The 22,152-nt window shown below is 66.0% G+C and carries 16 protein-coding genes and 3 pseudogenes; 6 read left to right on the top strand and 13 right to left on the bottom strand.

Features of this window, described 5'->3' with window-relative positions:
- Positions 1–83: 83 nt before the first annotated feature.
- The 7 genes and pseudogenes from VN520_RS35035 to VN520_RS35005 form a co-directional block, all read right to left on the bottom strand.
- Entirely contained in the window at positions 84–293 is a 210-nt protein-coding gene (locus VN520_RS35035) for an MbtH family protein (RefSeq protein WP_325750984.1), read from the bottom strand.
- A gap of 46 nt (positions 294–339) precedes the next feature.
- On the bottom strand, positions 340–1,695 hold the full coding sequence (locus tag VN520_RS35030; protein ID WP_325750983.1) for a condensation domain-containing protein: 1,356 nt from the start codon (positions 1,693–1,695) through the stop codon (positions 340–342).
- 269 nt (positions 1,696–1,964) lie between these two features.
- The gene (locus tag VN520_RS35025; protein WP_325750982.1) at positions 1,965–5,144 is read right to left on the bottom strand and encodes an amino acid adenylation domain-containing protein; all 3,180 of its coding nucleotides are present in this window, start codon (positions 5,142–5,144) and stop codon (positions 1,965–1,967) included.
- Positions 5,145–5,233: 89 nt separating this feature from the next.
- A complete protein-coding gene (gene gntD, locus VN520_RS35020) occupies positions 5,234–6,265 on the bottom strand; it encodes a guanitoxin biosynthesis L-enduracididine beta-hydroxylase GntD (protein WP_325750981.1) in 1,032 nt (343 codons plus the stop codon).
- A 23-nt stretch (positions 6,266–6,288) separates the two neighbouring features.
- Positions 6,289–7,407, bottom strand: a complete 1,119-nt coding sequence (vioD, locus tag VN520_RS35015) for a capreomycidine synthase (RefSeq protein WP_325750980.1) — start codon at positions 7,405–7,407, stop codon at positions 6,289–6,291.
- A gap of 378 nt (positions 7,408–7,785) precedes the next feature.
- Positions 7,786–8,172, bottom strand: a pseudogene (locus VN520_RS39775) (IS701 family transposase); the annotation flags it as partial.
- 526 nt (positions 8,173–8,698) lie between these two features.
- On the bottom strand, positions 8,699–9,463 hold the full coding sequence (locus VN520_RS35005) for a cytochrome P450 (RefSeq protein WP_325750978.1): 765 nt from the start codon (positions 9,461–9,463) through the stop codon (positions 8,699–8,701).
- 386 nt (positions 9,464–9,849) lie between these two features.
- On the opposite strand from VN520_RS35005, the gene VN520_RS35000 reads away from it, so the two are divergent.
- The 6 genes from VN520_RS35000 to VN520_RS34975 all read left to right on the top strand — a co-directional run bounded on the left by VN520_RS35000 (position 9,850) and on the right by VN520_RS34975 (position 17,108).
- Positions 9,850–10,077 carry a phosphopantetheine-binding protein gene (locus VN520_RS35000; protein WP_325750977.1) on the top strand — a complete coding sequence of 76 codons (228 nt, stop codon included), beginning with the start codon at positions 9,850–9,852 and terminating at the stop codon, positions 10,075–10,077.
- Positions 10,077–11,969 (top strand): non-ribosomal peptide synthetase, encoded by a 1,893-nt coding sequence (locus VN520_RS34995; RefSeq protein ID WP_325750976.1) that lies wholly within the window; start codon positions 10,077–10,079, stop codon positions 11,967–11,969. The genes VN520_RS35000 and VN520_RS34995 overlap by 1 nt, the downstream gene beginning before the upstream one ends.
- Before the next feature lie 268 nt (positions 11,970–12,237).
- Positions 12,238–12,633, top strand: a complete 396-nt coding sequence (locus VN520_RS34990; protein ID WP_325750975.1) for a phosphopantetheine-binding protein — start codon at positions 12,238–12,240, stop codon at positions 12,631–12,633.
- Positions 12,630–16,019 (top strand): thioester reductase domain-containing protein, encoded by a 3,390-nt coding sequence (locus tag VN520_RS34985; protein ID WP_325750974.1) that lies wholly within the window; start codon positions 12,630–12,632, stop codon positions 16,017–16,019. Before VN520_RS34990 ends, VN520_RS34985 begins: the two co-directional genes overlap by 4 nt.
- Positions 16,020–16,210: 191 nt before the next feature.
- A complete protein-coding gene (locus VN520_RS34980; RefSeq protein WP_325750993.1) occupies positions 16,211–16,891 on the top strand; it encodes a ScbR family autoregulator-binding transcription factor in 681 nt (226 codons plus the stop codon).
- 4 nt (positions 16,892–16,895) lie between these two features.
- On the top strand, positions 16,896–17,108 hold the full coding sequence (locus VN520_RS34975) for a hypothetical protein (protein WP_325750973.1): 213 nt from the start codon (positions 16,896–16,898) through the stop codon (positions 17,106–17,108).
- A 72-nt stretch (positions 17,109–17,180) separates the two neighbouring features.
- Here VN520_RS34975 and VN520_RS34970 read toward each other — a convergent pair whose 3' ends face one another.
- The 6 genes and pseudogenes from VN520_RS34970 to VN520_RS34945 all read right to left on the bottom strand — a co-directional run bounded on the left by VN520_RS34970 (position 17,181) and on the right by VN520_RS34945 (position 22,131).
- Positions 17,181–18,383, bottom strand: a complete 1,203-nt coding sequence (locus tag VN520_RS34970) for a cytochrome P450 (RefSeq protein ID WP_325750992.1) — start codon at positions 18,381–18,383, stop codon at positions 17,181–17,183.
- Positions 18,384–18,692: 309 nt separating this feature from the next.
- Positions 18,693–19,135: pseudogene (locus VN520_RS34965) on the bottom strand (transposase); the annotation flags it as partial.
- Positions 19,136–19,375, bottom strand: a pseudogene (locus tag VN520_RS34960) (oxidoreductase); the annotation flags it as partial.
- Positions 19,376–19,416: 41 nt separating this feature from the next.
- A complete protein-coding gene (locus tag VN520_RS34955) occupies positions 19,417–20,268 on the bottom strand; it encodes an AraC family transcriptional regulator (RefSeq protein ID WP_325750972.1) in 852 nt (283 codons plus the stop codon).
- An 812-nt stretch (positions 20,269–21,080) separates the two neighbouring features.
- A complete protein-coding gene (locus VN520_RS34950) occupies positions 21,081–21,329 on the bottom strand; it encodes a hypothetical protein (protein WP_325750971.1) in 249 nt (82 codons plus the stop codon).
- Between the two features lie 364 nt (positions 21,330–21,693).
- The gene (locus VN520_RS34945; protein ID WP_414720044.1) at positions 21,694–22,131 is read right to left on the bottom strand and encodes a hypothetical protein; all 438 of its coding nucleotides are present in this window, start codon (positions 22,129–22,131) and stop codon (positions 21,694–21,696) included.
- Between the last annotated feature and the right edge of the window lie 21 nt (positions 22,132–22,152).

Genomic DNA, 22,152 nt, shown 5'->3' with positions numbered 1-22,152 from the left:
GTGCTGGTTTCAGGTCCCGGCACGAGGACTAGGTGATGGTTTCTTTGGGTCCGGTCGGGCGGCGGTGCCACACCAAGGGGCCCTCAAGAGATTGTTGCCTCGGCCAGGGACCTGGGCCGCATGTCCGTCCAGTTCCGTTTCACGTACTCCAGGCAGTCCTCTCGCCCAGCTTCGCCGTGTACTACGGTCCAGCCCTTGGGCACAGTGATGGCGGCGGGCCACAGCGAGTGTTGTCCCTCAGCATTGACCAGCACCAGGTACACGGCGTCCTGATCCTCGAATGGATTCGCCACTGCTTTCACTCTCCTAGGTAAGTTGTCTTCATTCGTCAGCGGCCGCTCAACTCGATATGCGTGCCGAATTCATGGGCAAGGCGACTGCGCTGATCGGCGTATCCGGGTCCGCGGCAAGAGCGGCCAGCATCTGCCGGTAACCGTCGGCCACGTGCTGTGCGGTCTCCCGTTCGAACATGTCGAGCTGGTACTCCAGGAACACATCCATCCCAGCCGGCTCCTTGTCCGGGCCGAAGTTCTCCCGCAGGCTCAACGCCAAGTCGAACATGGAGCTGCCGCCGTCGATCTCCAAAGGCACGTCGGTCAATCCGTCGAACTTGAGCCCGGCGTCGGCGTCGCTCTCCAGGGTGAGCATGACCTGGAAAAGCGGGTGCCGGGTCCGCGAGCGGGCAGGATTGAGTGCCGTGACCAGGCGATCGAAGGGGATGTCCTGGTTGCCGTAGGCATCAAGGGCGACGGTCTGGACCCGCTTGACCAGGTCTCGCAGTCTCGGGTCGCCGGATACGTCAACGCGGAATACCAGCATATTGACGAAGTACCCGATGAGATCGGTCAGCGCATCATCCATGCGGCCAGCCACGGGTGAGCCGATCGGAATGTCGGTGCCCGCACCGAGCTTGCTCAGCAGCGCCGCAAACCCGGTCTGCAATACCATGAACATGGTCGCTTTTTCGGTGCGGGCGACCTCGACCAGTGCCTTATGCAGATCGGCGTCGAGGGTGAACTCGATCGTGCCCCCGGCGAAGTCGGACATCGGTCGGCGCGGGTGATCCGCCGGCAACCGCAGTTCCTGGGGCATGCCGTCGAGCACCGAACGCCAGTGCGCGAGCTGTCTCGATGCCAGGCTGTCCGGATCCTCCTCGCGGCCCAGCAACTGCCTCTGCCAGAGCGTGTAGTCGGCGTACTGGACAGGCAGCGGCGGCATATTCGGCTCGGCACCACGGCGCCGCGCCTCGTAGGCCCGGGCGAGGTCTCGGGTGAGCGGCCCCAACGACCAGCCATCACTGACGATGTGGTGCATCGAGATGAGCAGCACGTGCTCCTGCGGCCCTAGTGCGAACAGCCATGCCCGAAGGGGCAGGTCGCACACAAGGTCGAACGGGTGTTCCGAGGACTCGTGCATCGTCTGATGCAGCTCTTCCTCGGCAAGCTCCTCGTACTCCAGTCTCACCTCGCATTCCGAGATATCTAGGACAACCTGGTGCGGCATGCCCTCACGGTCCCGGATTACCGTGCGCAGCGATTCATGTCGCTGCACGACGTCTCGCAATGCCTCCTCCAGGGCCGTGCTGTCCAGCTGCCCCGTCAGCCGCGAAGCGAGCTGCAGGGTGTACATCGCGCTGCCCGGATTCATCTGATGGATGAACCACAGTCCGAGCTGCCCGAACGACAGAGGGATCATGACTGGTCCCAAATAATGTTGGCGGTACGGGAGGATCGGATGTGGCTGATGGCGCTTTGCCCTTGATGGCTCAGGAGGAAGGATCGCCCGGTCCTCCGGGACGCTCCGACAGCTGATTGAGCGCTACGGGCATCGCTGGTGACCCGACAGGCGACGTTCGCCCCTCGGTCCGATCGGTCACGCATACGGCTTGACACAGTCATTGAGATCCCTACTGCTCTGTGCGGTCCCAGCCGCCCACGCGGAAGTCATCCGGCGCCCGCCGTGGGTCAGCGGACCCTCGGGAGGAGTGCCGGCCGGGTGATGACGGCGATCTGACCAGAGTCGATCTGCGCCGCGAGCAACGCCGCGGTAGGCGCCTGGAACAGGGCCTTGATACCGATCTCTACACCCATGACACTGCGGATCCGGCTCAGCAGACGCACCGCGTGCAGAGACTGGCCGCCGAGTTCGAAGAAGCTCTCGTCCACGCCGACCGCAGCGAGGTCCAGCACCTCGCTGATCAGCCTGCACAGTTGCTGCTCGCGCGCGGTTCCCGGACTGCGATCGGTGACGGATGTCCGATCATCCGGAGCAGGCAGGTTACGCCGGTCCACCTTGCCGCTCGTGGTCAACGGCAGGTGCTGCAAGCACACCACGGCAGACGGGAGCATGTAACCGGGCAGCTGTGACGCAGCGTGGGCGAGGATCTCCTCGTTGGGCGCCTGGGCCACTACGTAGGCGACGATTTGCCGCAGCCCCGGTCTGTCTTCGCGTACCACCACGGCGGTCTGTTCCACATCTGGGTGCGCTGCGATCACGTTCTCGATCTCGCCGAGCTCGATCCGGAAGCCGTTCATCTTGACCTGGTCGTCCCGGCGCCCGACGAACTCAAGATTCCCGTCGTCACGCCGGCGGGCCCGATCTCCGGTGCGATACATCCGCCCCCCGGCCGGACCGAAGGGACAGGCAACGAACCTGGCCGCAGTGAGGTCGGGTCGGCTGAGATATCCGCGGGCCAGCCCAGCGCCGCCAAGGTACAGCTCGCCCGCCACGCCCACCGGCAGCGGCCGCAGGCTCTCGTCCAGAACAAAGATCTGGGTGCCGGCGATCGGCCGGCCGATGGGGGGCGGTTCGTTCCCCTCGTTCCCCGTCAGCGGGCCGATCAGCGTTGCGCACACCGTGGCCTCGGTGGGTCCGTAAGCGTTGAACATACTGCAACGCCCGGACCAGCGTGCGGCGAGGTCGGCGGTCAGGCTTTCCCCGGCTACCACGATGGTCAGATCCGCGGGCAGATCCTCGTCGGGGGAAAGCGAGGCGAGTACCGAGGGCGGCAGGGTTACGTGCGTCACGGCCTCTCGGACAAGCGCTGCTTCGAACGAGCCCCCGACGAAGTCGTGAAGACCCGGGACAAACACCGCCGTAGCGCCGCTGAGCAGGGCCATACAGAGCTCCGAGACGGAGGCGTCGAAACTTGGACTGGCGAATTGCAGGACCCTGCTGTCGGACCGTACGCCGAATGCCTCGATCTGCGCGCCGGACAGCCCAGCGAGACCCTCGTGCGTGACCGTCACGCCCTTCGGTGTCCCGGTCGAACCGGAGGTGTAAATGACGTATGCCGGGTGCGCGAGGGTGAGTGGGTGCGACCGCTGTGCGTCGGAGAGGTTCGACGCGTCCGCGCCCGTGTCACGCCCGGTCTGCTGTTCGTCGAGGACCAGGATCGGCGTCGTCCAGGGCTGGGCCGTGGCGCCGGCGGCATCGGTCAGCAGCAGCGCGGGACGCGCGTCGCCGACGATGTACTCGATTCGCTTGGTCGGATAGGCCGGGTCGAGCGGTAGGAACGCGGCACCCGCCTTGCTGATCGCGAGGATGGCCAGGACGAGGAGCGGGCCGCTGGGCAACGCGACCCCCACCAGCTTCTCGGGTCCCATTCCACGGGCAATCAGAGCTCTGGCAAGCCGGTTGGCCCGCTCGTTGAGTTGTCGGTAGCTCCACCGCAATTCGCCGTAGGAGACCGCGCATGCGTCGGGGCGCCGCGCGACCTGGGCCTCGAAGAGCGAGGGGAGGACGACGGGATCGTATGATGCGCCGTCTCCGCTCTGCTGCGTTACCAACAGAGCGTGCTCTTCCTTTGAGACCAGTGGAATCTCGCACAGCGGTCGGTTCGGCGAGCGGACCGCGTTGGCGAGGAAGGTGGTGTAGTGCGTTGCGATGCGGCGGATCGTCTCCGGCGCGAACAGGTCGGTCGCGTACTCGATTTCCGCTTCGAGCCGGCCGTCCCGCTCAACGACCTCGATACTCAGGTCAAGTTTGCTGACGGTGCGCGGTGGCGGTGCGGCGCCCTCGATCGTCAGTCCCGCGGCGTGTATGGACTCCTCAAGCGCCTCGTCGTAGATGAATGCCGTCTGGAACAGCGGATTGCGGCTCGGGTCGCGTGGCGGACGAAGTCGCTCGATGACCTTCTCGATCGGCGCTTCCTGATAGGCGAGACCTTCGATGGAAGCCCGGCGTGTCTGGTTGACCAGGCCGTGGAAGGCCTGATCTCGCTCTGGGCGTACCCGGAGGGCCAGGACATTGACGAACATGCCGATCAATTCCTCGGTGCCCGGCTCGGTCCGGCCGGCCATGGGGGTGCCCACCAGCAGGTCCTCTTGGCCTGAGTAACGGCCGAGAACGGCAGCCCAGCCGGCGAGCATGACCACGTAGGGGGTGACGCTCCAGCGGCGGGCCGCCTCCGCGATCTCGACGCCCAGCGAAGCCGGAAATGTAAAGGAGTGGCTGGCGCCATGGAAGCTCACGCGTGAGGGGCGCTGGTAATCGGTGGGCAGTTCAAGTGCGAAGGACGCGTCCCTGAGCTGGGTACACCAGTGCTCGACCTGACTGGCCAACAGGCCCTCGTCGAGCGAGCGACGTTGCGCAACGGCGTACTGCCCGTAGGCGAAAGGCAGCACGGGGAGCTCAGGTGTGCGGCCCTCGGCCCCCGCGGCAAGAAGTTCGGCAAGTTCCTGGACGAACACGCCGGCCGAAACTCCGTCGAAGATCAGGTGATGTATGTCCACCAGCAGGCGGTGATCCGCGGAACCAAGGCGGTACAAGCCGAACCGCACGAGCGGCCCATGCAAGAGGTCGAACGGAACTGCCGTCGCGGCGCTCACCCGCTCAGTCATCTCCTGCTCCGAGGCCACATCCTGTGGATCGAGTCTTACGGAGCGTGCGGGGACGACGACGAACCGGGGCGAGCCAGACGCGATGGACACCACAGAGTGCAGCACTTCGTGCCGTTCCACGATATGAGTCAGAGCCACTTCAAGCAGCCCGGGGTCCAGCTCGCCGCGCAGGGCGAACACAACCGGGGTCCCGTAGTGCGAGTCCGCATCGGCGAGCTGCTCGGAGACCCAGATCCGCTCCTGTGCCAGGGAAAGGGGGAAATCCATGTCAACGCGGCGGTCCTGGCCGTCTTTCGGTTGCATCGCAGAGTCTTGGGTAGTCGACACTGACGTCTCCCAGTCGTTTCCGGGTAGGGTCCGTCCGGCCGCGAGGGCCGAGGCGCTGTAGATCGTCAATGGATCACTCGCGCGTCGTGGCTGATTCTGCGATCGCGCGACTTCCGCAGGTCGCGCGCCACGTTCAGCCTCTTGAGCCAGCGGTCCGTGCCGTCGAAGCGGGCAGTGAACGGCACCCTGCCGTGCACGATCTTGTAGTTGTCCAGGAAGAGCAGTTCACCTGGTTCGAGCACGTAATCTCGTATGTTGCGATCGACCTCCGCGACGATGGCCTTCATTGCGCGGGCGCTGTCCGGGACTGCGTATGCGTCCTCCATGAAGAATGGATCGATGCGTAGATAGGGTGCTTCGCGGTCGCCGAAGAGGATTGCGACTCGGTCGGGCTTACTGCCCTTGGCCATGATCCATTCATAGCTGCGCGAGAGCAGCTCTCGCTCGCGCTTCGACATCTCCCGGCTTTCTTCGCCGTGGTGGGGCAGATGCGAGCGGTCGGGCTTGATCGGGTACCGCTCCTGACAGAGCAAGTCCCTGATCTCAACGGTGAGCTCGAGGTCGTCGACCGAGGCGAAGGTCGTTGCCACCCGGTCGTTGTTGCGTAGACAGGCCAGGCCGAGGTAGTCGGCCCGCAGCGGGTGGAACGCCTCCTCGGTGTGCCAGGTCAGCAGTTCTTCGCTGCCCGAGCCAAGCTGCTCATTTTCGTGACCCTTGATCGGAAAGATGTCGTGCATGATCCGGCCGTCCTGCTGCGTCGCCCAGGCGATGGGGTCGCCCAGCAGGGATGCGCAGAGCATGAAGTACACCTCCGCGGGGAGCGTGGACGCCCGGCCGACGTGGGTACGCCAGTGCTCGGGAGTGGGCCCGACAGCAACGTCGTCAATCCGGAAGCCGCGGATGGACAGCACTCCCCCGGAAGCCTCCAGGCGGAACGCGTTCAACTCAGCCCGCAGCCGCTGCGGCAGTTCGTGTGCGTACACCGAGCACTGCCGGACGAACTCCGGGTCACTGACCGAGTGGAAATTCGCCGTGATCGAGGCCAGTAATTCGTTGACTGTCTTCAACTCAATGTCCGACAGTTCAATGCTCTGCATGTTCTTCAGCGTTCCTTTCTGCCTCACGGTTGGGCGCTCGCGGCGAACTCAGCGCCCAAAATGTCCAGACCCTTGCTCAGCTGGCTGCGATCGCCGCCAAAACCGAGCCGGACGCGGCACGGGTGGTCGAATGCCCGGCCGGGGACGAGCAGTATGTTGCTGGTCTCTCCCAGCCGACGGCAAAGCTCGGTCGTGTCCCGCCACGGGCGCAGTTGCGGGAATGCTGTCACTCCGCCGAGGGGCAGCGGGAGGTCGACACGATCCTCGTGCCGCGCGGCCCAGTCGGCCAACAGACGCCGGTTCTCTGTGGCGTTCTTCAGCTTGGGAGCGATGAAGGCTTCTGCACGGCGCACGACGCGCAGCGCAATGAACTCGATCAGCGGAGAGAGGCTGAGGGTGATGCGGTCGCGCAGGTTGGTCATCGCCCGCAGAAGCTCCGGGTCGGCCATGCACCATCCGAAACGCATGCCGGGTAGACCAAAAGCTTTTGAAAAGGTTCCGATCGACACAGCGCGCGGATAGGTCAGTCCGGGGTCCGGCAGCGGTGCTTCATCGTAGACCAGGTCCGTGAAAGCGCCGTCCCACAGGAGATAGGCACCAACATTGTCAGCAATCTCAAGCAGGCGACGGAAACCAGCAGGGTCGAGCGTCGCGCCGGTCGGGTTGTGCGGAAAGTTGACCACAATAACCTTTGTGCGCGCAGTGACGAGCCTCGCAAGTTCCTCCACGTCAGGCCGGAATTTGTCCTCCTCGCGCAGCCGCCAGCGCAGAACTTCGCACCCCATGGACTCTGCGACGGATACGTGCGAGTGGTAAGCCGGGTGCAGGGCGACGACTTGGTCACCTGGCTCAAGGAGGGTCTGGAGCGCGACGTAGATAGCCTCGCTGCCGCCGTGCGTAAGCATCACCCTGCGCGCGTCACCGTCCCCCCAGCGCGAGGCGACAGCCTCGCGCAGGTCGTCCCGGCCCAGGCACGGACTGTCCCGGAAAACGATCTGGTCCAAATCACCGGGCTCGATGCCGGCGAGTTGTCGCACCTGTTCGAACGAGTAGTCAAGAACCCCACTCGACCCTATGTCTATCGCAGCGTCATGGTAGTGGTCGCGCATCCAGTCTTCGAGCAATGCCCCGTCAAAATTCATCGTTCTCCAGAACCTTATCCGAGCGACCCCAGAACCGCGACCCCATACAGAGATCACAAGAGGTAAGTAGATTCAGTCCGCCAGAGATGCTGATCTCGCGTTTCTGGTCCAATGACTGTGATTCCTCAAACTCCCGGATCGAGGGTGTGAGGTCTTCTGTGGAGCAATGTATGTCCTCTCCGATCTGGGCAGTTGACAGATATTGCCCGCTGCGGGATCTGTGTTGCTGCCCATGCGTCGATGAGTCGGGTGCCCCATCTGCCGATCACCGGCATCGAGGAAAAAGAGGGCTTCCGTAGCGTGGTGAGAGGCACGCTCCAGACACCACCGTTCTTCAAGTGGTGTTGCAGGTCAGGGCGGCACCGCAGGGCTGTCGGCCCGGGCCGCGAGGGTGGCGGACGGTTGCGGCTTGGTGCGGAAGGCCGGGTCGGACCGGCCGCGGGCGAATGGTGGGCGGGCGTATACGGCTGTGCGTGCAGTTGTAGGCTGCTTGCGCGGCAGTTCAAGCCGCCGGTCGTTGACCTGCTCGGCCTCCCAGGGCGACTCGGACAAGAAGAACTGCACTCCCGGGCATCCCCGCGCCGGCGACCGGCTCCGCCCCTTCCAAGCAGGTGATCGCCCGGTCCCGCTCCCGCGGCGCCGGCAGCCCGGTCAGGTACTCACGAAATCCCCGCCGCTGGGCCAGGCTGAAGAAGAGGTCACCGAACCGGGCCGCGCACTCCTCCAACGGCCCCGCGCAGGCGGACACGGACGGCGAGCGGTCAACGTCAGCCACCACCAAGCCAGTTGACTCCTACCACCGACCTACGACCAGCCTGACCTGCCGCCAAACCACACCATCGCCGGATTTGACGAACGACCGCCGTCGTCCAGTTGGAAAGCCGCTGTGCGCAGCAACGGTGCCCGACCGAGGTCGAACGGGTGGTCCGCCAGTTGCTGCACGGCATCCTCAAGAACGCGCCCCGGGCGTCGGCGTCCGCGATCATGCGAAGGTCGACGATGCCGGGCTGCACACCACCTCACGGTGGAACACCTGCTCAGGGGCCGGCTCGGCCGGCAACTCGAACGAACTGCGCAACACCGGGTGCGCGGCAAGAACGGCGGAGAGGGCGCGGAGAGAATGCTCTCTTCTCAGAGGCAGCCCGCAGGTCAACCGTCCGACGGCGTTACGGGTCGGCCCGCTGTCGCCCGGCTCACAACTCCGGACCAACGTGAGCTGCTGCTCCGGCAGCGGTAATGCGCCGACATCATGTCCCAAGGAGCTCCCCTCCGGCCGAGACGAATGCCACATTCAGGCGATTGCCTCAAAAGCGACCGGAAGGGATGCAAGGAAGCGGAAGTTTATGCTTTCGAGCCACTCGGGCTGCGCCACCTCGCACTTCCAGTTGGTGGTCCGACACAGCAGCGCCCGCAGCGCGACGTCGATCTCGGTGAGAGCTAGTGAGGCGCCCAGGCAGTAGTGGATGCCGTGCCCGAACGACAGGTGGTCAGCAGCCGGTCGGGAGACATCCAATATGTCAGGGTCGGTGTAGCGGCGGGGGTCACGATTCCCTGAACCAAGAACCAGGGTCACCGACTGGCCAGCTCGGATCAGGTGCTCACCGAGGTCGATGTCAGCGAGCGCCTTCCGAGTGGTGAACTGGACCGAACTGTCGTATCTCATCAGTTCGTGTGTGGCGGGCGTAATCAGCTCAGGATCTCTGCGCAGCCGCCGAGTCTGCTCGTCGTTGTTCAACAGTGCGAGGGCCGCGTTCCCGATCAGGTGTGTGGTAGTCGCCTGCCCCGCGTCGATGAGCAGCAGGAGGTTGGCGAAGACTTCGTCCTCGGTGTAGTCGGCTGACCGGAGTCGGGGACTGATCATCTGGCTGAAGAAGTCGTCGGCCGTGCTGTTCCGACGAGCGGTGGCAGTGCGGTCGAAGGACTCCCTCAGTGCCTGTATCCGTGCGTTCTGGGAGTTGGACTGGGTAAAGAACTCATGCAACAGCCCCTGCCAGCTCTCCAGTCCGTCCATATCTTCGCGATATGGTTGAGATTTTTGATCTTCTTGCTCGCGCACCGAATCCTTCCTTTGTGGCTCGCCGGATTATGAACAACATACGGGAATCAAACACCGCTCCGGTGACAGAATATCGAAATAGGCTAGCAATGCCCGCGAGCTGACGTCAAGCGCCGCCAGCAAAGCACGGTTGACAGCTATTGCGCTCTTCTGGACATATATTGCGCGCCGCCTCGCCGGCCCTTCTTGCGGCATTGACGCTGGGGTGAACGGATGCCAGAGTGAATCCTCTCCTGTCTGAGCGGAGTTCAGTGACCGACCGATGAGCGTGTACTACTCATGTTCGCCCACCGCTCCTGTCCGTAGGAATGCAGTCTGTTTTCGCGAGTTGATACCGGTAGTCCCTGATCCGCTGGCATCGCTAGCCGGGTTGTGGACTGAACTGCTTGGACACGCCGATCTCCGTGACGACTCCGAATTCTTCGAGCCGGGGGGGAGATTCACTGCTGATCACATTTCTTACCCGCCAGCTCGACCAGCGTCTCAGCGTTCAGACCCCCGCCCGGGCGATGCTGGCCGACCGCACGCTGGGGCAGCAAGCCGAGGTCGTCCTTGGCCTGTTGGCACGCCATGAACCGAGCAGCATCAGCCGAGAATTAGTGTGGGAATTTTGATGACCTTGCCAGAACAAAACTTTGTGTCGAACGCTCCACACGAGGAGCTCAGCCCGGTCCACGCGGTCGTGGCCCGGATAGCCGGCAGTGATCCGCTGAGGGTCGCCGTTCGGAGCAGGGGCACCGAGCTGACCTACGGCGAGCTCGACGCTTGGGCCAGGCACATCGCAGCGTCTGTCTGTGCGGCAGGTGCGGGCAGAGGCGAGCGAATCGGTGTGCTCGTTGAACCTTCGAACGCGATGATTGCCGCCGTGCTCGGAATCCTGTACGCCGGTGCCGCGTACGTCCCGGCAGACCCGGCCCACCCTGATCAGCGGATCGCTGATGTGTTCGCTGACGCGGGCGTGTCTGCCGTGATCGTCGCGGACGGCACGTCTGCCCGACTGCCCACGCTCACATGCCCGGTCATTCGAGCGGAGGACGCCCGAGAAGAAGAAGAGACCACTGCGGCAGCAGTCGCGGTGACACCCAATGACGCCGCTTACCTCCTCTACACCTCGGGCAGCACCGGCGAGCCCAAAGGCGTCCTGGTCGAGCACAGTCAGCTGTCCGCTTCCACTTGGGCACGCCGCAGGGTGTATCCCGGCGCTCCAGTCTTTTTGCTTGTGTCCCCCTTGGCCTTCGATTCCTCGGTTGCCGGGGTGTGGGGGACCTTGACCGCGGGGGGATGCTTAGTCGTAGCTGCATCCGATGAAATCCGCGATCCTGAGCGGCTGGCCCACCTGGTGGAACGCTGGCAGGTGACCCGGCTGCTCTGTGTACCGCTCCTCTACAGCGCACTGCTGGACGCGGCGGAACGGCAGGGCAGGCGGCTGGATGCGCTGGATACGGTGATCGTGGCCGGCGAGTCGCTGGCTGAGGCATTGATGGAACGCCATTTCGCCTTGCTCGGCCGCACAGTCGCCCTGGTCAATGAGTACGGCCCGACCGAGGCCACTGTATGGGCTAGCTTCCGCCGTTACGAGGCCCCTGGACCGATATCCATCGGCGGGCCGGTGCCTGGTGTCCGCCTATACCTGCTGAATGAGGAGCTGGAGCCGGTCCCACGCGGTGTAAGCGGCGAGTTGTTCATCGGCGGCACAGGGGTAGCGCGAGGATACTTCGGCCGCCCTGAAGCGACTGCCCAGGCTTTCATCGGCGACCCTTTCACCGACGTCGAGGGCGCCAAGATGTACCGCACGGGGGACCTCGCCCTGTGGAACGACGATGGTGAGTTGGAATTCCTCGGCCGCCGCGATCAACAAGTCAAGATCCGTGGCCATCGGATAGAGCTCGGCGCAGTCGAGGCTCATCTGCGTACTGCACCAGGGGTCAGCGACGCCGTCGCGGTGACGAACGCGGAGCGGACCCAGCTTGTCGGGTTCGTCCTGTCGCCTCCTGACCTTTCTCCAGACCTAATCCGCGAGCACGTGGCCCGCAGGCTGCCGCAAGCCATGGTTCCGAACTGGATTCACGTGCTCGATCGGTTTCCTGTGACTGTCAACGGCAAAATCGACCGAAAACGCCTCAGCACTCTGGCAGAAACCTGTCTGGACTCCCGGACAGAGGATGTAGCCGCCGTCTCCACGAACGACACGACTGGACGAGTGTCCGCCGCGTGGGCCGAGGTACTGAAGCGGAAAGGCGTTCCGATCGAAGTGAATTTCTTCGATCTGGGCGGCCACTCGGTCAAGCTCTTTGAGCTTCAGAACGCCCTTGAGCGGCATACGGGGGTGCGGCTCTCGGTTGTTGCTCTGTTCTCGCACACCACGGTGGCGGCGCAGGCAACGCTGATCCGTGACGGCGTGCCCTCGGACGATGATTCGGCTGTGGCCGGGCAAGCGGCATCGGCCAGGCGCTCTCGCGTGCTGCAAGCACGGCGCCAGCGCTTGGAGGCAGGGGAACGGCGGTGACGATGGAGTTGACCTGGTTCCGGCACGACCTCGTGCCTGGCGGTGCCGGCCATCGGGATCTGCCTCCCATGTCCAGGCAAATCGGCCTCCGTGTTCAAGGAGTGGGGGCAATCTTCCCGGGATCCATACGCTCTGATCCGGAAAATTCTCAACGTCAAGGAAACCAGCCGGAAGGACTCGTCTCATGCAGGTCAATAGAGAGAATAGGAATTTGACCGTGCCCGCGCACTTGATACCGTCGGCCATCGTTGTCCTCGACCGCATGCCCATGACGACGAATGGGAAGGTGGACGATACGGCGCTGCCCGATCCCCCCTCCTCGCGCCCCGAGCCGAGCCGGTCGTACACCGCCCCGGACAGCGCGGCCGAGCGGCGCGTGGCCCGGGTGCGGCAGCAGCAGCTGACCCTGGACCGGGTCGGCGTCCACGACAACTTCTTCGACTCGGGCGGCAATTCGCTACGGCTGCCGGCCGTCCTCGCGGCGCTCCAGAAACACCCGGAGCACCAGGACCTCATCACCCTGACCAACCTGTTCCGGCACCCGACGGCGGCCGCCGTGGCTGCCCGTCTCGACCAGACGGCCGAGCAGGAGGCGGCCCGGCGCGGCGGCGACCGCCGGGCCGCCCCGCACAAACTCCGTTCCAGGAAGGGCACGACGCGATGACGACCGAGGAAGCCGCACAGCACGACCTTGAGCAAGCGGTGGCCGTCGTGGGGATGAGCGGACGCTTCCCCGGCGCCCCCGACCTCGACGCCTACTGGGCCAACCTGCGCGACGGCGTCTGCTCGCTGTCCGAGTTCACCGAGAAGGAACTGCTCGCCGACGGGGCGGACCCGGCCGAGCTGCGCAATCCCGCGTTCGTCCCGGTGCAGGGGCATCTCGCTGACGCGGACCGCTTCGAGGCCGAGCTCTTCGGCTTCAACCGCACCGAGGCGGCCGCCTTGGACCCGCAGCACCGGGTGCTCCTGGAGACCGCCTGGTCGGCGCTGGAGGACGCCGGGTACGCCCCGCTGAACGCACCGCCCCGCACCGGCGTCTACATGGGCGGCAGCTCGACGGACCACGCGCTGGCCGCCGAGACGGACCCGGCGCTCGCCGCGTCGATCGGCGCGATCCAGATGCGTATCCTCACCGACCGCGAGTTCCTGGCGCCCTGGATCTCCTACCGGCTCGGCCTGGACGGGCCGAGCATGATGGTCCAGACGGCCTGTTCGACCTCGCTGACGGCGGTCCATCTTGCCGTCCAGGCCCTGTTGCTCGGCGAGTGCGACACCGCACTCGCGGGCGGCGTCGCCATCGGCACCGTGCGCAAGGAGGGTTATGTCTACTACCAGGGCGGGACCTCCTCCCCCGACGGCCTCTGCCGCCCCTTCGACGAGAAGGCGGCCGGCACGGTGCCGGGCAGCGGGGTGGGCGTGCTGGTGCTGCGGCGGCTGGAGGACGCGCTCGCCGACGGTGACCCGGTGCGCGCGGTGATCCGGGGCACGGCCGTCACCAACGACGGGGCCGACAAGGTCGGCTTCACCGCTCCGGGCGTGGACCGGCAGACGGCCGCGATCGCCGAGGCGTGGAAAGCGGCGGGGCTGGAGCCGTCGGTGGCGCAGTACGTGGAGGCGCACGGGACCGGGACCGAGCTGGGAGACCGGATCGAGCTGGCGGCGGCGAGCGCGGCGTTCACCGCCCGAGCCGGCCTCGACGGCGGCGCAGGCATCGCGCTCGGTTCGGTGAAGTCGAACATCGGGCACGCCGACACGGCGGCCGGTGTGGCGGCGCTGATCAAGACGGTCCTGATGCTGGAGCACGCCACCCTGGCCCCGACGGTGAACGTCACGAGCCCGGTCGCCGCCCTGCAGGACTCGCCGCTGCGGCTGGTGACCGAGACCCGACACTGGCCGCGCAGGCCGGGCCTGCCCCGGCTGGCCGGCGTGACGTCGGTCGGCATGGGCGGCACGAACGTGCACGTGGTGGTGCAGGAGGCACCGGCACGCGAGCCGCGCGCGAAGGCCGACGCCCGCCCGACGGTCCTGCCGGTTTCGGCCCGCACCGAGCATCAACTCGCTCTCGTGGCGTCGCGGTTGGCGGCACGTCTGCACGAGGCCGACGCCCCCGCCCTCGCCGATGTCGCGCACACCCTGCGCACCGGCCGGGTCGGGATGCCCGTGCGTGCCTACGTGGTCGCCGCCGGCGTGCAGGACGCGTCGGACAAGCTCATGGCACTGGCCGAGGGCCACCCGGATCCGGTGCGGGAACCGTCGGGGGAGGCGTGGCTGCGCGGCGAGGAGGTGACCTGGCCGACGCTCGACGGCGAGGTGCGCCGGGTACGGCTCCCGTCGTACCCGTTCGCCGGCGAGAGCTACGGTGCCCTGACGCTGCGCGGCCCGGGCGCTCAGGCGCCGGCCGAAGGTACGGCGCCGACACTGGGGAGCGAACTGGAGGACAGGGTCGCCGAGTTGGTGTTCGAGGCGCTGGATCTCGACGGACCCGCCGGTCTGGAGAAGACGTACCTCGAGGCGGGCGGCGACTCGCTGACGTCCGTGCATCTGGCCGGACGACTCCGCGACGAGCTGGACATCGACGTACCGATCCAGCTGTTCCTGGAACCGGTCACGCTCAAGGAGATGACGATCCGCATCGTGGAGTTCAAGGAAGGAGGCGAGGGCGCCGGGCGCCTTTCTGGCCGGGTCACGGCCGTGCGGCGGCCCGCCTTCGCCTCGGTGCACGGCGAGGGCGTGACCGAGGTCCACGCGCAGGACCTCACCCTTGACAAGTTCCTCGACGCAGACCTCCTCGCCGACGCCCCCGCGCTGCCCCGCGCCGAGCGGGAGCCGCGCACCGTGCTGCTGACCGGCGCGAACGGCTACCTCGGCCGCTTCCTCGCCCTGGAATGGCTGCGCACCCTGGCGCCCGCCGGCGGCCGGCTGATCGCCCTGGTGCGCGGCAAGGACGCCCCCGCGGCCCGGCAGCGGCTGGACGCGGCCTTCGACAGCGGCGACCCGGAGCTGGTGCGGACGTACGAGGAACTGGCCGCGGTCCATCTCGAAGTCGTGGCGGGTGACATGGCGGAACCGCGGCTCGGCCTGGACGAGGCGGCCTGGGACCGGCTGGCCGACGAGGTCGACCTGATCGTCCACGCCGGTGCGGTGGTGAACCACCTCCTGCCGTACCCGCACCTCTTCGACGCCAACGTCGTCGGCACCGCCGAACTCGTCCGGCTGGCCCTCACCCGCCGGACGAAGCCGATCACCTACATCTCCAGCGTCGGGGTCGCCGACTCCTGCCGTCCGGCCCTCGACGAGGACACCGACGTCCGCGTCGCCATACCGGTCCTGAACGTCGACGATGGCTACGCCAACGGGTACGCGACCAGTAAATGGGCCGGTGAAGTGCTGCTGCGGGAGGCGCACGACCTGTGCGGACTGCCGGTCACGACCTTCCGGTCCAGCATGGTCCTCGCGCACACCCGGTACGGCGGGCAGTTCAACGTCACCGATGTGTTCAGCCGCCTCCTGTTCAGCGTGCTCGCCACCGGGGTCGCGCCGCGCAGCTTCTACCGTGCGGACGGCGAACGCGCCCACTACGACGGCCTGCCGGTCGACTTCACCGCCGCCGCCGTGGTGGCGCTGGGGGGCTGCGGCACCTCTGAAGTCCCGTCCGGCTACCGGACGTTCAGCCTTGTGAACCCCAACGACGACGGCGTCTCCCTCGACGCCATCGTCGACTGGCTCGCGCAGGACGGCCACGCCATCGAGCGGGTGGACGACTACGCCGAGTGGTACCTGCGGTTCGAGGCGGCGATGCGCGCCCTGCCCGAGGCACAACGGCAGTACGCGGCGCTTCCCATCCGGCACGGCTTCAAGGAGCCCGAGGACCCGGTACCCGGATCCGTCATCCCCTCCGACCGGTTCCGCGCCGCCGTCCGGGCCGGCGCCATCGCCGGGCACGGGGACATCCCGAGCCTCACGCGCGACCTCGTCACCAAGTACGCCCGGGACCTGAAGTACCTGATGACAGCGGGGCGCCCCATGGACGGCGGCCACGTCAACCATTGACGTGCCGCCCGGGACGCGGAGCCGGGGCCATCCCCCCGGCCCCGGCTCCGCGTCCCGCAGTACAGCCCCCGGAACGGCCGGAAGGGCTTGGTGCCGTACCGAACCTTCGGTGGGCCCATGGTCGACGGTTCGATGTTCAGACAGGGCCGAGAGAGACCGGGGGCGGCCGAGCGGCGCGTCAGGAGCGTGCGATCCGTACGCGTGAGGCCATCCCGGAAGCCATGGCGCGCCTGTTCATCGAGGTCGGGTACGAAGCCGCCACCATCGCCGCACTCGTCGAACGGACCGGGCTGACCCGAGGCGCCCTGTACTTCCACTTCCCGACCAAGGAAGCGATGGCGCGCGGCGTGCTCGACCAGGCCGTGACCCGCGAGGGGCTCGTTCCGCAGACGCACAAGCTCCAGGAATGGGTCGACCTCGGGCTCCTGCTCGCACACCGGATGCCCCAGGAACCGATGCTGCGTGCGGCCGTCCGGCTGTCCGTCCACCCCAAGACACGCAGCATGTGCGGCACGCGCTGGCCGGACTGGATCTGCCTGTTCGAGGACCTGCTCGTGGAGGCCGAGAAGCGCGGCGAGCTGCTGCCGCACGCGGTCCCCGCGGAGATCGCACGGCTGGTCGTGGGTGCCTGGACCGGAGTGCGGCTGGTGACCGAGGCGCGGCCGGAGAGCCCGGGCCTGTCCGAGGAGACAGCGCGGCTCTACCGGTTGATCCTGCCGAACGCCGCCACCATCTGCGTCCTCGCCAAGCTGGACGCCTCCCCCTACCACCCGCGAAACGTCTGCACGACTCCGCGCCCTGAACGCTCAGTCGGAGCTGACCTCCACTGTCACGGTCGCCCTATAGCCGTCGGCCCCCCTATCCCCCAGTGACGTCATGGTGAGCGGACCGGAGGACGCGGCTGAGTCGTCGTATATGCCGTCGTCCTCCAACTGGGTTACCGGCATGGTGTTTTCGGAGTACGGCGAGGTTGCCTGGACAGCAAGGAAACAGCGCCGCAGTCAGTTGCTGCAGCACCTGGTAGGGATGGCCGGGGTGCTGCTCGCCAGCCGGGGTGGCGCCCAGCTGCTGCAGATCCTGAAGGGCTGAACAGTGCCTTCGCGACGGAGATCCCCATCGTCGGCTTCCTGGACGACTCCTCGGTCATGAACACCGCCCGGCTTATCGGCCGGGCGCGAACCGTATCGGCAGAGCCTTGATCCCGTATACGGGGGTCAGATCCGGAAACCATTCGATCTCCGCGTCATCGGCGACGGTGTAGTCCGGTATCCGGTCGAACACCTCCTCCAGCATCGCCGTGAACATCTCTCGTACCATGGCCGCGCCCACGCAATAGTGCTGGCCGGCACCGAAAGCGAGGTGGCGGCCGGTGTCGCGGTTCAGGTCGATCCGGTCCGAGTGCGGGAAGACGGAATCGTCGCGGTTCGCCGCGGCCCACCCGAGCAACACCTGCTCGCCCCGGGTGATGTGCTGCCCGCCGAGTTCGACGTCCTCGGCGGCAATCCGGCCCGTGCTTTGAACGGGCGAGACCCACCGCAGGAACTCGTCCACGGCGGTGCGGATCATCGAGCGGTCGGACATCAGCCGGGACCGCAGCTCGGGTTGCTGGGCGAGGGTACGGAGCGCGATCGCGGTCAGGCTTGACGTCGGATGGATGCCGAGCAACAGCAAATACATCATCGAGACGATGTCATCGTCCGGTACCGGTGCTCCGTCGACCTCACAGGTCGCCAGGTGCCCGAGCAGCCCCCGCTTGTCGCCGTCCCGTTGCGCGTCGAGTGCTTCCACCAGCTCCAGGCAGATCAGTTGCGCGCATTCGCGGGCTGTCGACGGATCGTGCGGAGCGGCGAAGAGCGCCCGGTAGAGCAAGGAGTCAATGTCGAACCACCGCTCCTCCGGCAGCCCGATGTCCCGCATGGTCAGAATACTGGGCAGCTTCTCGGTCATCGCCAGAACGATGTCACACTCGCCGCGCTCGATCACCTCGTCGATACAAGCCGCCGCCAACTGCCGGACCTCGCCGGCGCGCGCGGCGACCCGCTTCGGGGAATAGAACACGGAGAGCAGCTTGCGGTACTTCAGGCACTCCGGCGAGTCGAGTTCCAGCGGTATCATCCGGTTGCTCTGCCCGAGTGAGGGAATGGTCACCCCCTGCACCGTACCGTCCGCCCTGTCCTGCGCGGTTTGGAAAGTCCGGGCATCGCGGGCCGCCGAGGAGACCTCACGGTGGCCGGTCGCGACCCAATAGCCGTCCCAGGCCCGGCTCCACTGCACCGGGCAGGATTCGCGGAGTTTCGCATAGGTCGAAAACGGATCCACCGCTATCGCCGGGTCATGGCTGTCATAGTCGAACCCTGCTCGCATTTCCACCAAGGAAATCACCTTCGCTGTCACGGAGTTGCCCGGCATCGCACTCCGTGACCTTAACAGCCGAATCGACGACGGCAGATGACGCAGCAATATTGATCGAGCATCGGGCAATAATCGACAACAGCCTGTTCTGGGTCTTCTTCGAATTTAGCCTCGCTTCTTCGGTGGGGTGCGGTCGTCAAGGGCTCGCCGGGCAACAAGTCGTACCTTCCGGCTGTAGGACTATTTGTTCTGGTACGGGAGGGGATCGAGGCCGCCCTGGCTGCGAAGTTCCAGGTGTTGTTGCCGCATCTGGACGAGCGTCAGCGTCGGCCGGGCATAGGGGCGGAAGCACTGCCGCTGGGGCATGGTGGAGTACCGGCCGCGGTGTGGGTCGTGCCTCGTTTGGTGACCGGCGACCATGGGCTTCAGCGCGAGACTGTCGTGGACGTTGGCCGCGGAGACACCGACGACCAGGGGCAGTCCCTTCGCGTCCGACAGGACGTTCATCTTGGAGCCCGGCTTGCCCCGGTCCACGGGGCTCGGACCTGTGTGTTCGCCCCCTTTTCAGCGCGCACGTGGGCGGAGTCGAGAACAGCGCGCGACAGGTCGAGCAGGCTGGCGTCGTAGAGCCGGTGCACGATCTCCCCGTGCAGTCGGCCCCACACGCCGGCCCGCTACCAGATCCCGAACCTGCGATGGGCCGTCGACTTCGATATCCCGAAGCATGGCGGCAACGCGCGCCAGGCACAGACGCTGACCAGCACGGGGACGCGTCTGCTACCTCGGCCTGCGGTGTGCCGCTGCAGGTTCGTGTAAATGGCGCCCCGCATCAGGGCGTTGGCGGTGATGTTGTCGTCGGCCCAGCGGCGGGTCGCCTCCACCGCGAACAGGACGTTGGCGGTCTCGGACTGTGCGTAGGCGAGCCACGGATCGTAGGGGCGGAAGGCGAAGTCGATGTCGTCCCACACGATCGGTGACTGCTGGTGACCAGTTGTCTCCACCACCGTGTTCGCTGGGGTCATGGCCCGTCGTCACATGTCGGCGTTCAAGGAGAGGGCGGACACTGCCCTCGCTGCCGGTACTCCGAGGGTGAGCAGCCCATGTGCTTCCTGAACACCCGCGCGAAGTTCTCCGGATTCGGAAAACCACAGAGCCTGCCGACCTGGGATATGGGGTCGCTGCCCGCTGTGAGCAAATGGCGGGCAGCGTCGATGCGTAACCCGGTCAAGTACCGCATGGGCGTCTTTCCCGTGGTGACAGAGAATCGGCGCAGGAAGTGGTACCGGCTGAGACGTGCTTCTCTGGCCAACTGGTCGAGTGTGATGTTCTCGGACAAGCGCATCTCCATGTAGGCCCGCAGTGTGAGCATTTGTTCCGGGCTGAAACCTCCCGTTCCCGGCGATGCGGAACTGAATGGATGGAGCAGGTATTCGGCCAGGTAGTGGGCTGCGCTCAGGGCATAGCGCTCTCCTGCACCTGTCTTTCGGGCGTGAAGTAGAGTTTGCGCCATGGATGCAACATGTGGATCGAAGGCGCGCAGTGTCTGTAATTCCGAAACATCACGGACAGGAGCGGTGCTGTGTGTTTCCAGTGCTCGCTGAAGGAATTCTACGGAAAGCTGGATATAAACGACTTCGAATGGGAGACGTCTGGGCGATGTCCTGCTGAGCCGGATCAGGTTGTTGGGCGCGACCCGGCAGACCTCTCCAGGCGTGAGCGTGGTTCGCCGCCAACCGTGATCGTCTCGACGTTCAATTTGACACACACCTCGTATTGGCGTGACGATGCCGAACCACTGGTCCGACAATTGGTATGTCCAGGTGCCGCTGTCGTGTCCAGCGACATGTTCTTCCACAACGAATTTCTGAGAGGGTTGGTCCAGCCACGTAATGGTCACGTAGTTTTACCTTGCGTGAGTCGGGGAAACGAGGAACAACAGGCGCCAGGTTCGTCATGGCTTGAACCGGGCCGGAAAAAATTACCCTCTGTGTCATGCAACGGTCGGCGACATGTCATTGGAGCTAGTGCCCACTCTGGATGGCACTCGCGGAACGGCAGCAGAGGGAGGGGCTTCACGGCAGGGCGATCCGCCGTGCGCTTAACAGGACGGCGGTGTTTGCCGACGTCTCTTGAACTCATCCAACCACTTGTTCACGTCTGTCCTTCACGATCTATTTCGGCGTTCACCGCCGCCTCGTACGGGAGGCTCTCTGCTCGCCGGTTCTCACCCCGCGTCGCCAGCCGGTGCGGACGTTCCTCACCCGCCATCACCTCCGCCGACGACATCGACACCGAACCGAACCTCGAAGAGTTCCTCGCCGGCACATACGAACGCGGCACCGTCATTCCCCGCGACATACTCCAGCGCATCCGCCGGAACGGCCGTCTCGGACCCCATCGACCGACTCAAGATCGGAAAACCCCACACCGAACGATGATCGCCCTCCGTCCCAGGACGGCAAGGGCGGGCCGAAGGGCTCCGACGAGGACCGGGAGTTGGTGCGCGTGTGAGGTGAAGGGAGGCCGGTGTACGGGCTGACGCATCGAGCGGTAGGCATCCATACGCCGACTCCCGACAGACCACCGGTGAGGGTCCGTGGGGCGGGAGTCCCCAACGGCTTCTCTGTGCGCAGGCGCCCCCGGGCGGAGGCCGACCGGAGAAGCAGGTCAGCTGGTGAAGAAGGTCAGCTGATCGGCCGGAGAAGTGCGTCAGATGGAGAAGGGGACTGCGTCGGCGGGGTCGGCGTGCCAGTTGGTGGCGATCGGCTGGTCGACCAGGACGGTGTTGGGGAGGTCGAGGGTGATGGAGTTGACTTCGTCGCCGGCGACGGAGAGGTGGAGCTGGTCGGATTCCCAGCCGAAGTCGTCGTTGGTGATCTTGGGGTTGATGCCGGCGTAAGCGGTGGTGGAGCCTTCGAGGATGATGCTCTCGCTGACAGCGTGCTCGGCGGGCGACACGGCACTGTCGGGGAGGAGCCGAAGGACGCGGAGGGGAAGACGCCCCCCAGGGTGCAGGAGACACCGGGCTTGGCCTTGGCGGTGAGGAAGAGGCAGCCGCCCGCCTGCGTCTCCTCGGTGACCGTGAAGGTCAGGTCGTCGGTTACGCAGGCCGGTGCGGTGGTGCTGCGGCTGACGGCCGTGGCGGCGGCCGTCACGGCGCCGGTGAGGGCCAGCGCGGCGTCCGCGGCGAGGGCCAGGCGGGCGGAACGGGCGACAAGGCGCGAACGCATCTAGATCTCCATGGTGCTGAAGGGTGCGGAAGACCACGAGACGAAGGGCATGAGCCGTGGCCGTGGGCGCAGACAAGCGGGGGGGATCCGCCTCACGTCGGTACCGAACGCCAGAACTGCCGCTCCCCTACCGCCTGAGGACGCCACAACGTGAACGCAGAAGTCTTGGTCGCCTTCGCCACGGCGGCGGCCATGAAACCGACGAGCCCTACCGCTCCGGTCGTCGAGCCCCAGCCGTTGACCTCGTAGTACCCGTTGGTGGCCAGTTGCCGGATGACAAGCCCGAACACCGCCAAGCCGATCAGCGTCCCCACGCCGAGCGCGGCCCCGGCCCCCCTCCCGGCCACCTCCGTGGCCGGGCGGCGCTCGGTCCGGCGTACCACCCACCCGTAAACGAACACTGCGAGCACAGCCGTCAGGACGCCGAGGACGAGCGTGAGCCAGGGGTTGCCCTCATGCACCGCGGCGATCCCCTGACCGCCGATGAGGGCGATGGCTGTGACGGCCACAAGCTGCCATACCAGTCTCACCAGAACTCCTCCGCCGAATCC

It is taken from the genome of Streptomyces sp. (assembly GCF_035563135.1).
In the GTDB taxonomy this organism is placed as follows: Bacteria; Actinomycetota; Actinomycetes; order Streptomycetales; family Streptomycetaceae; genus Streptomyces.
Note: the sequence above shows the minus strand (reverse complement) of the source record. Positions and strands in the feature narration are given on the sequence as shown.

Excerpts from the sequence above, each read along its gene's own strand:
- VN520_RS34995 (WP_325750976.1), top strand. The coding sequence starts at position 10,077 with ATGACCTTGCCAGAACAAAACTTTGTGTCGAACGCTCCACACGAGGAG.
- VN520_RS34985 (WP_325750974.1), top strand. The coding sequence starts at position 12,630 with ATGACGACCGAGGAAGCCGCACAGCACGACCTTGAGCAAGCGGTGGCC.
- VN520_RS34990 (WP_325750975.1), top strand. The coding sequence starts at position 12,238 with ATGACGACGAATGGGAAGGTGGACGATACGGCGCTGCCCGATCCCCCC.
- vioD (WP_325750980.1), bottom strand. The coding sequence starts at position 7,407 with ATGAATTTTGACGGGGCATTGCTCGAAGACTGGATGCGCGACCACTAC.
- VN520_RS35025 (WP_325750982.1), bottom strand. The coding sequence starts at position 5,144 with ATGCAACCGAAAGACGGCCAGGACCGCCGCGTTGACATGGATTTCCCC.
- VN520_RS34975 (WP_325750973.1), top strand. The coding sequence starts at position 16,896 with ATGGTGAGCGGACCGGAGGACGCGGCTGAGTCGTCGTATATGCCGTCG.
- gntD (WP_325750981.1), bottom strand. The coding sequence starts at position 6,265 with ATGCAGAGCATTGAACTGTCGGACATTGAGTTGAAGACAGTCAACGAA.
- VN520_RS34970 (WP_325750992.1), bottom strand. The coding sequence starts at position 18,383 with ATGCGAGCAGGGTTCGACTATGACAGCCATGACCCGGCGATAGCGGTG.
- VN520_RS35030 (WP_325750983.1), bottom strand. The coding sequence starts at position 1,695 with ATGATCCCTCTGTCGTTCGGGCAGCTCGGACTGTGGTTCATCCATCAG.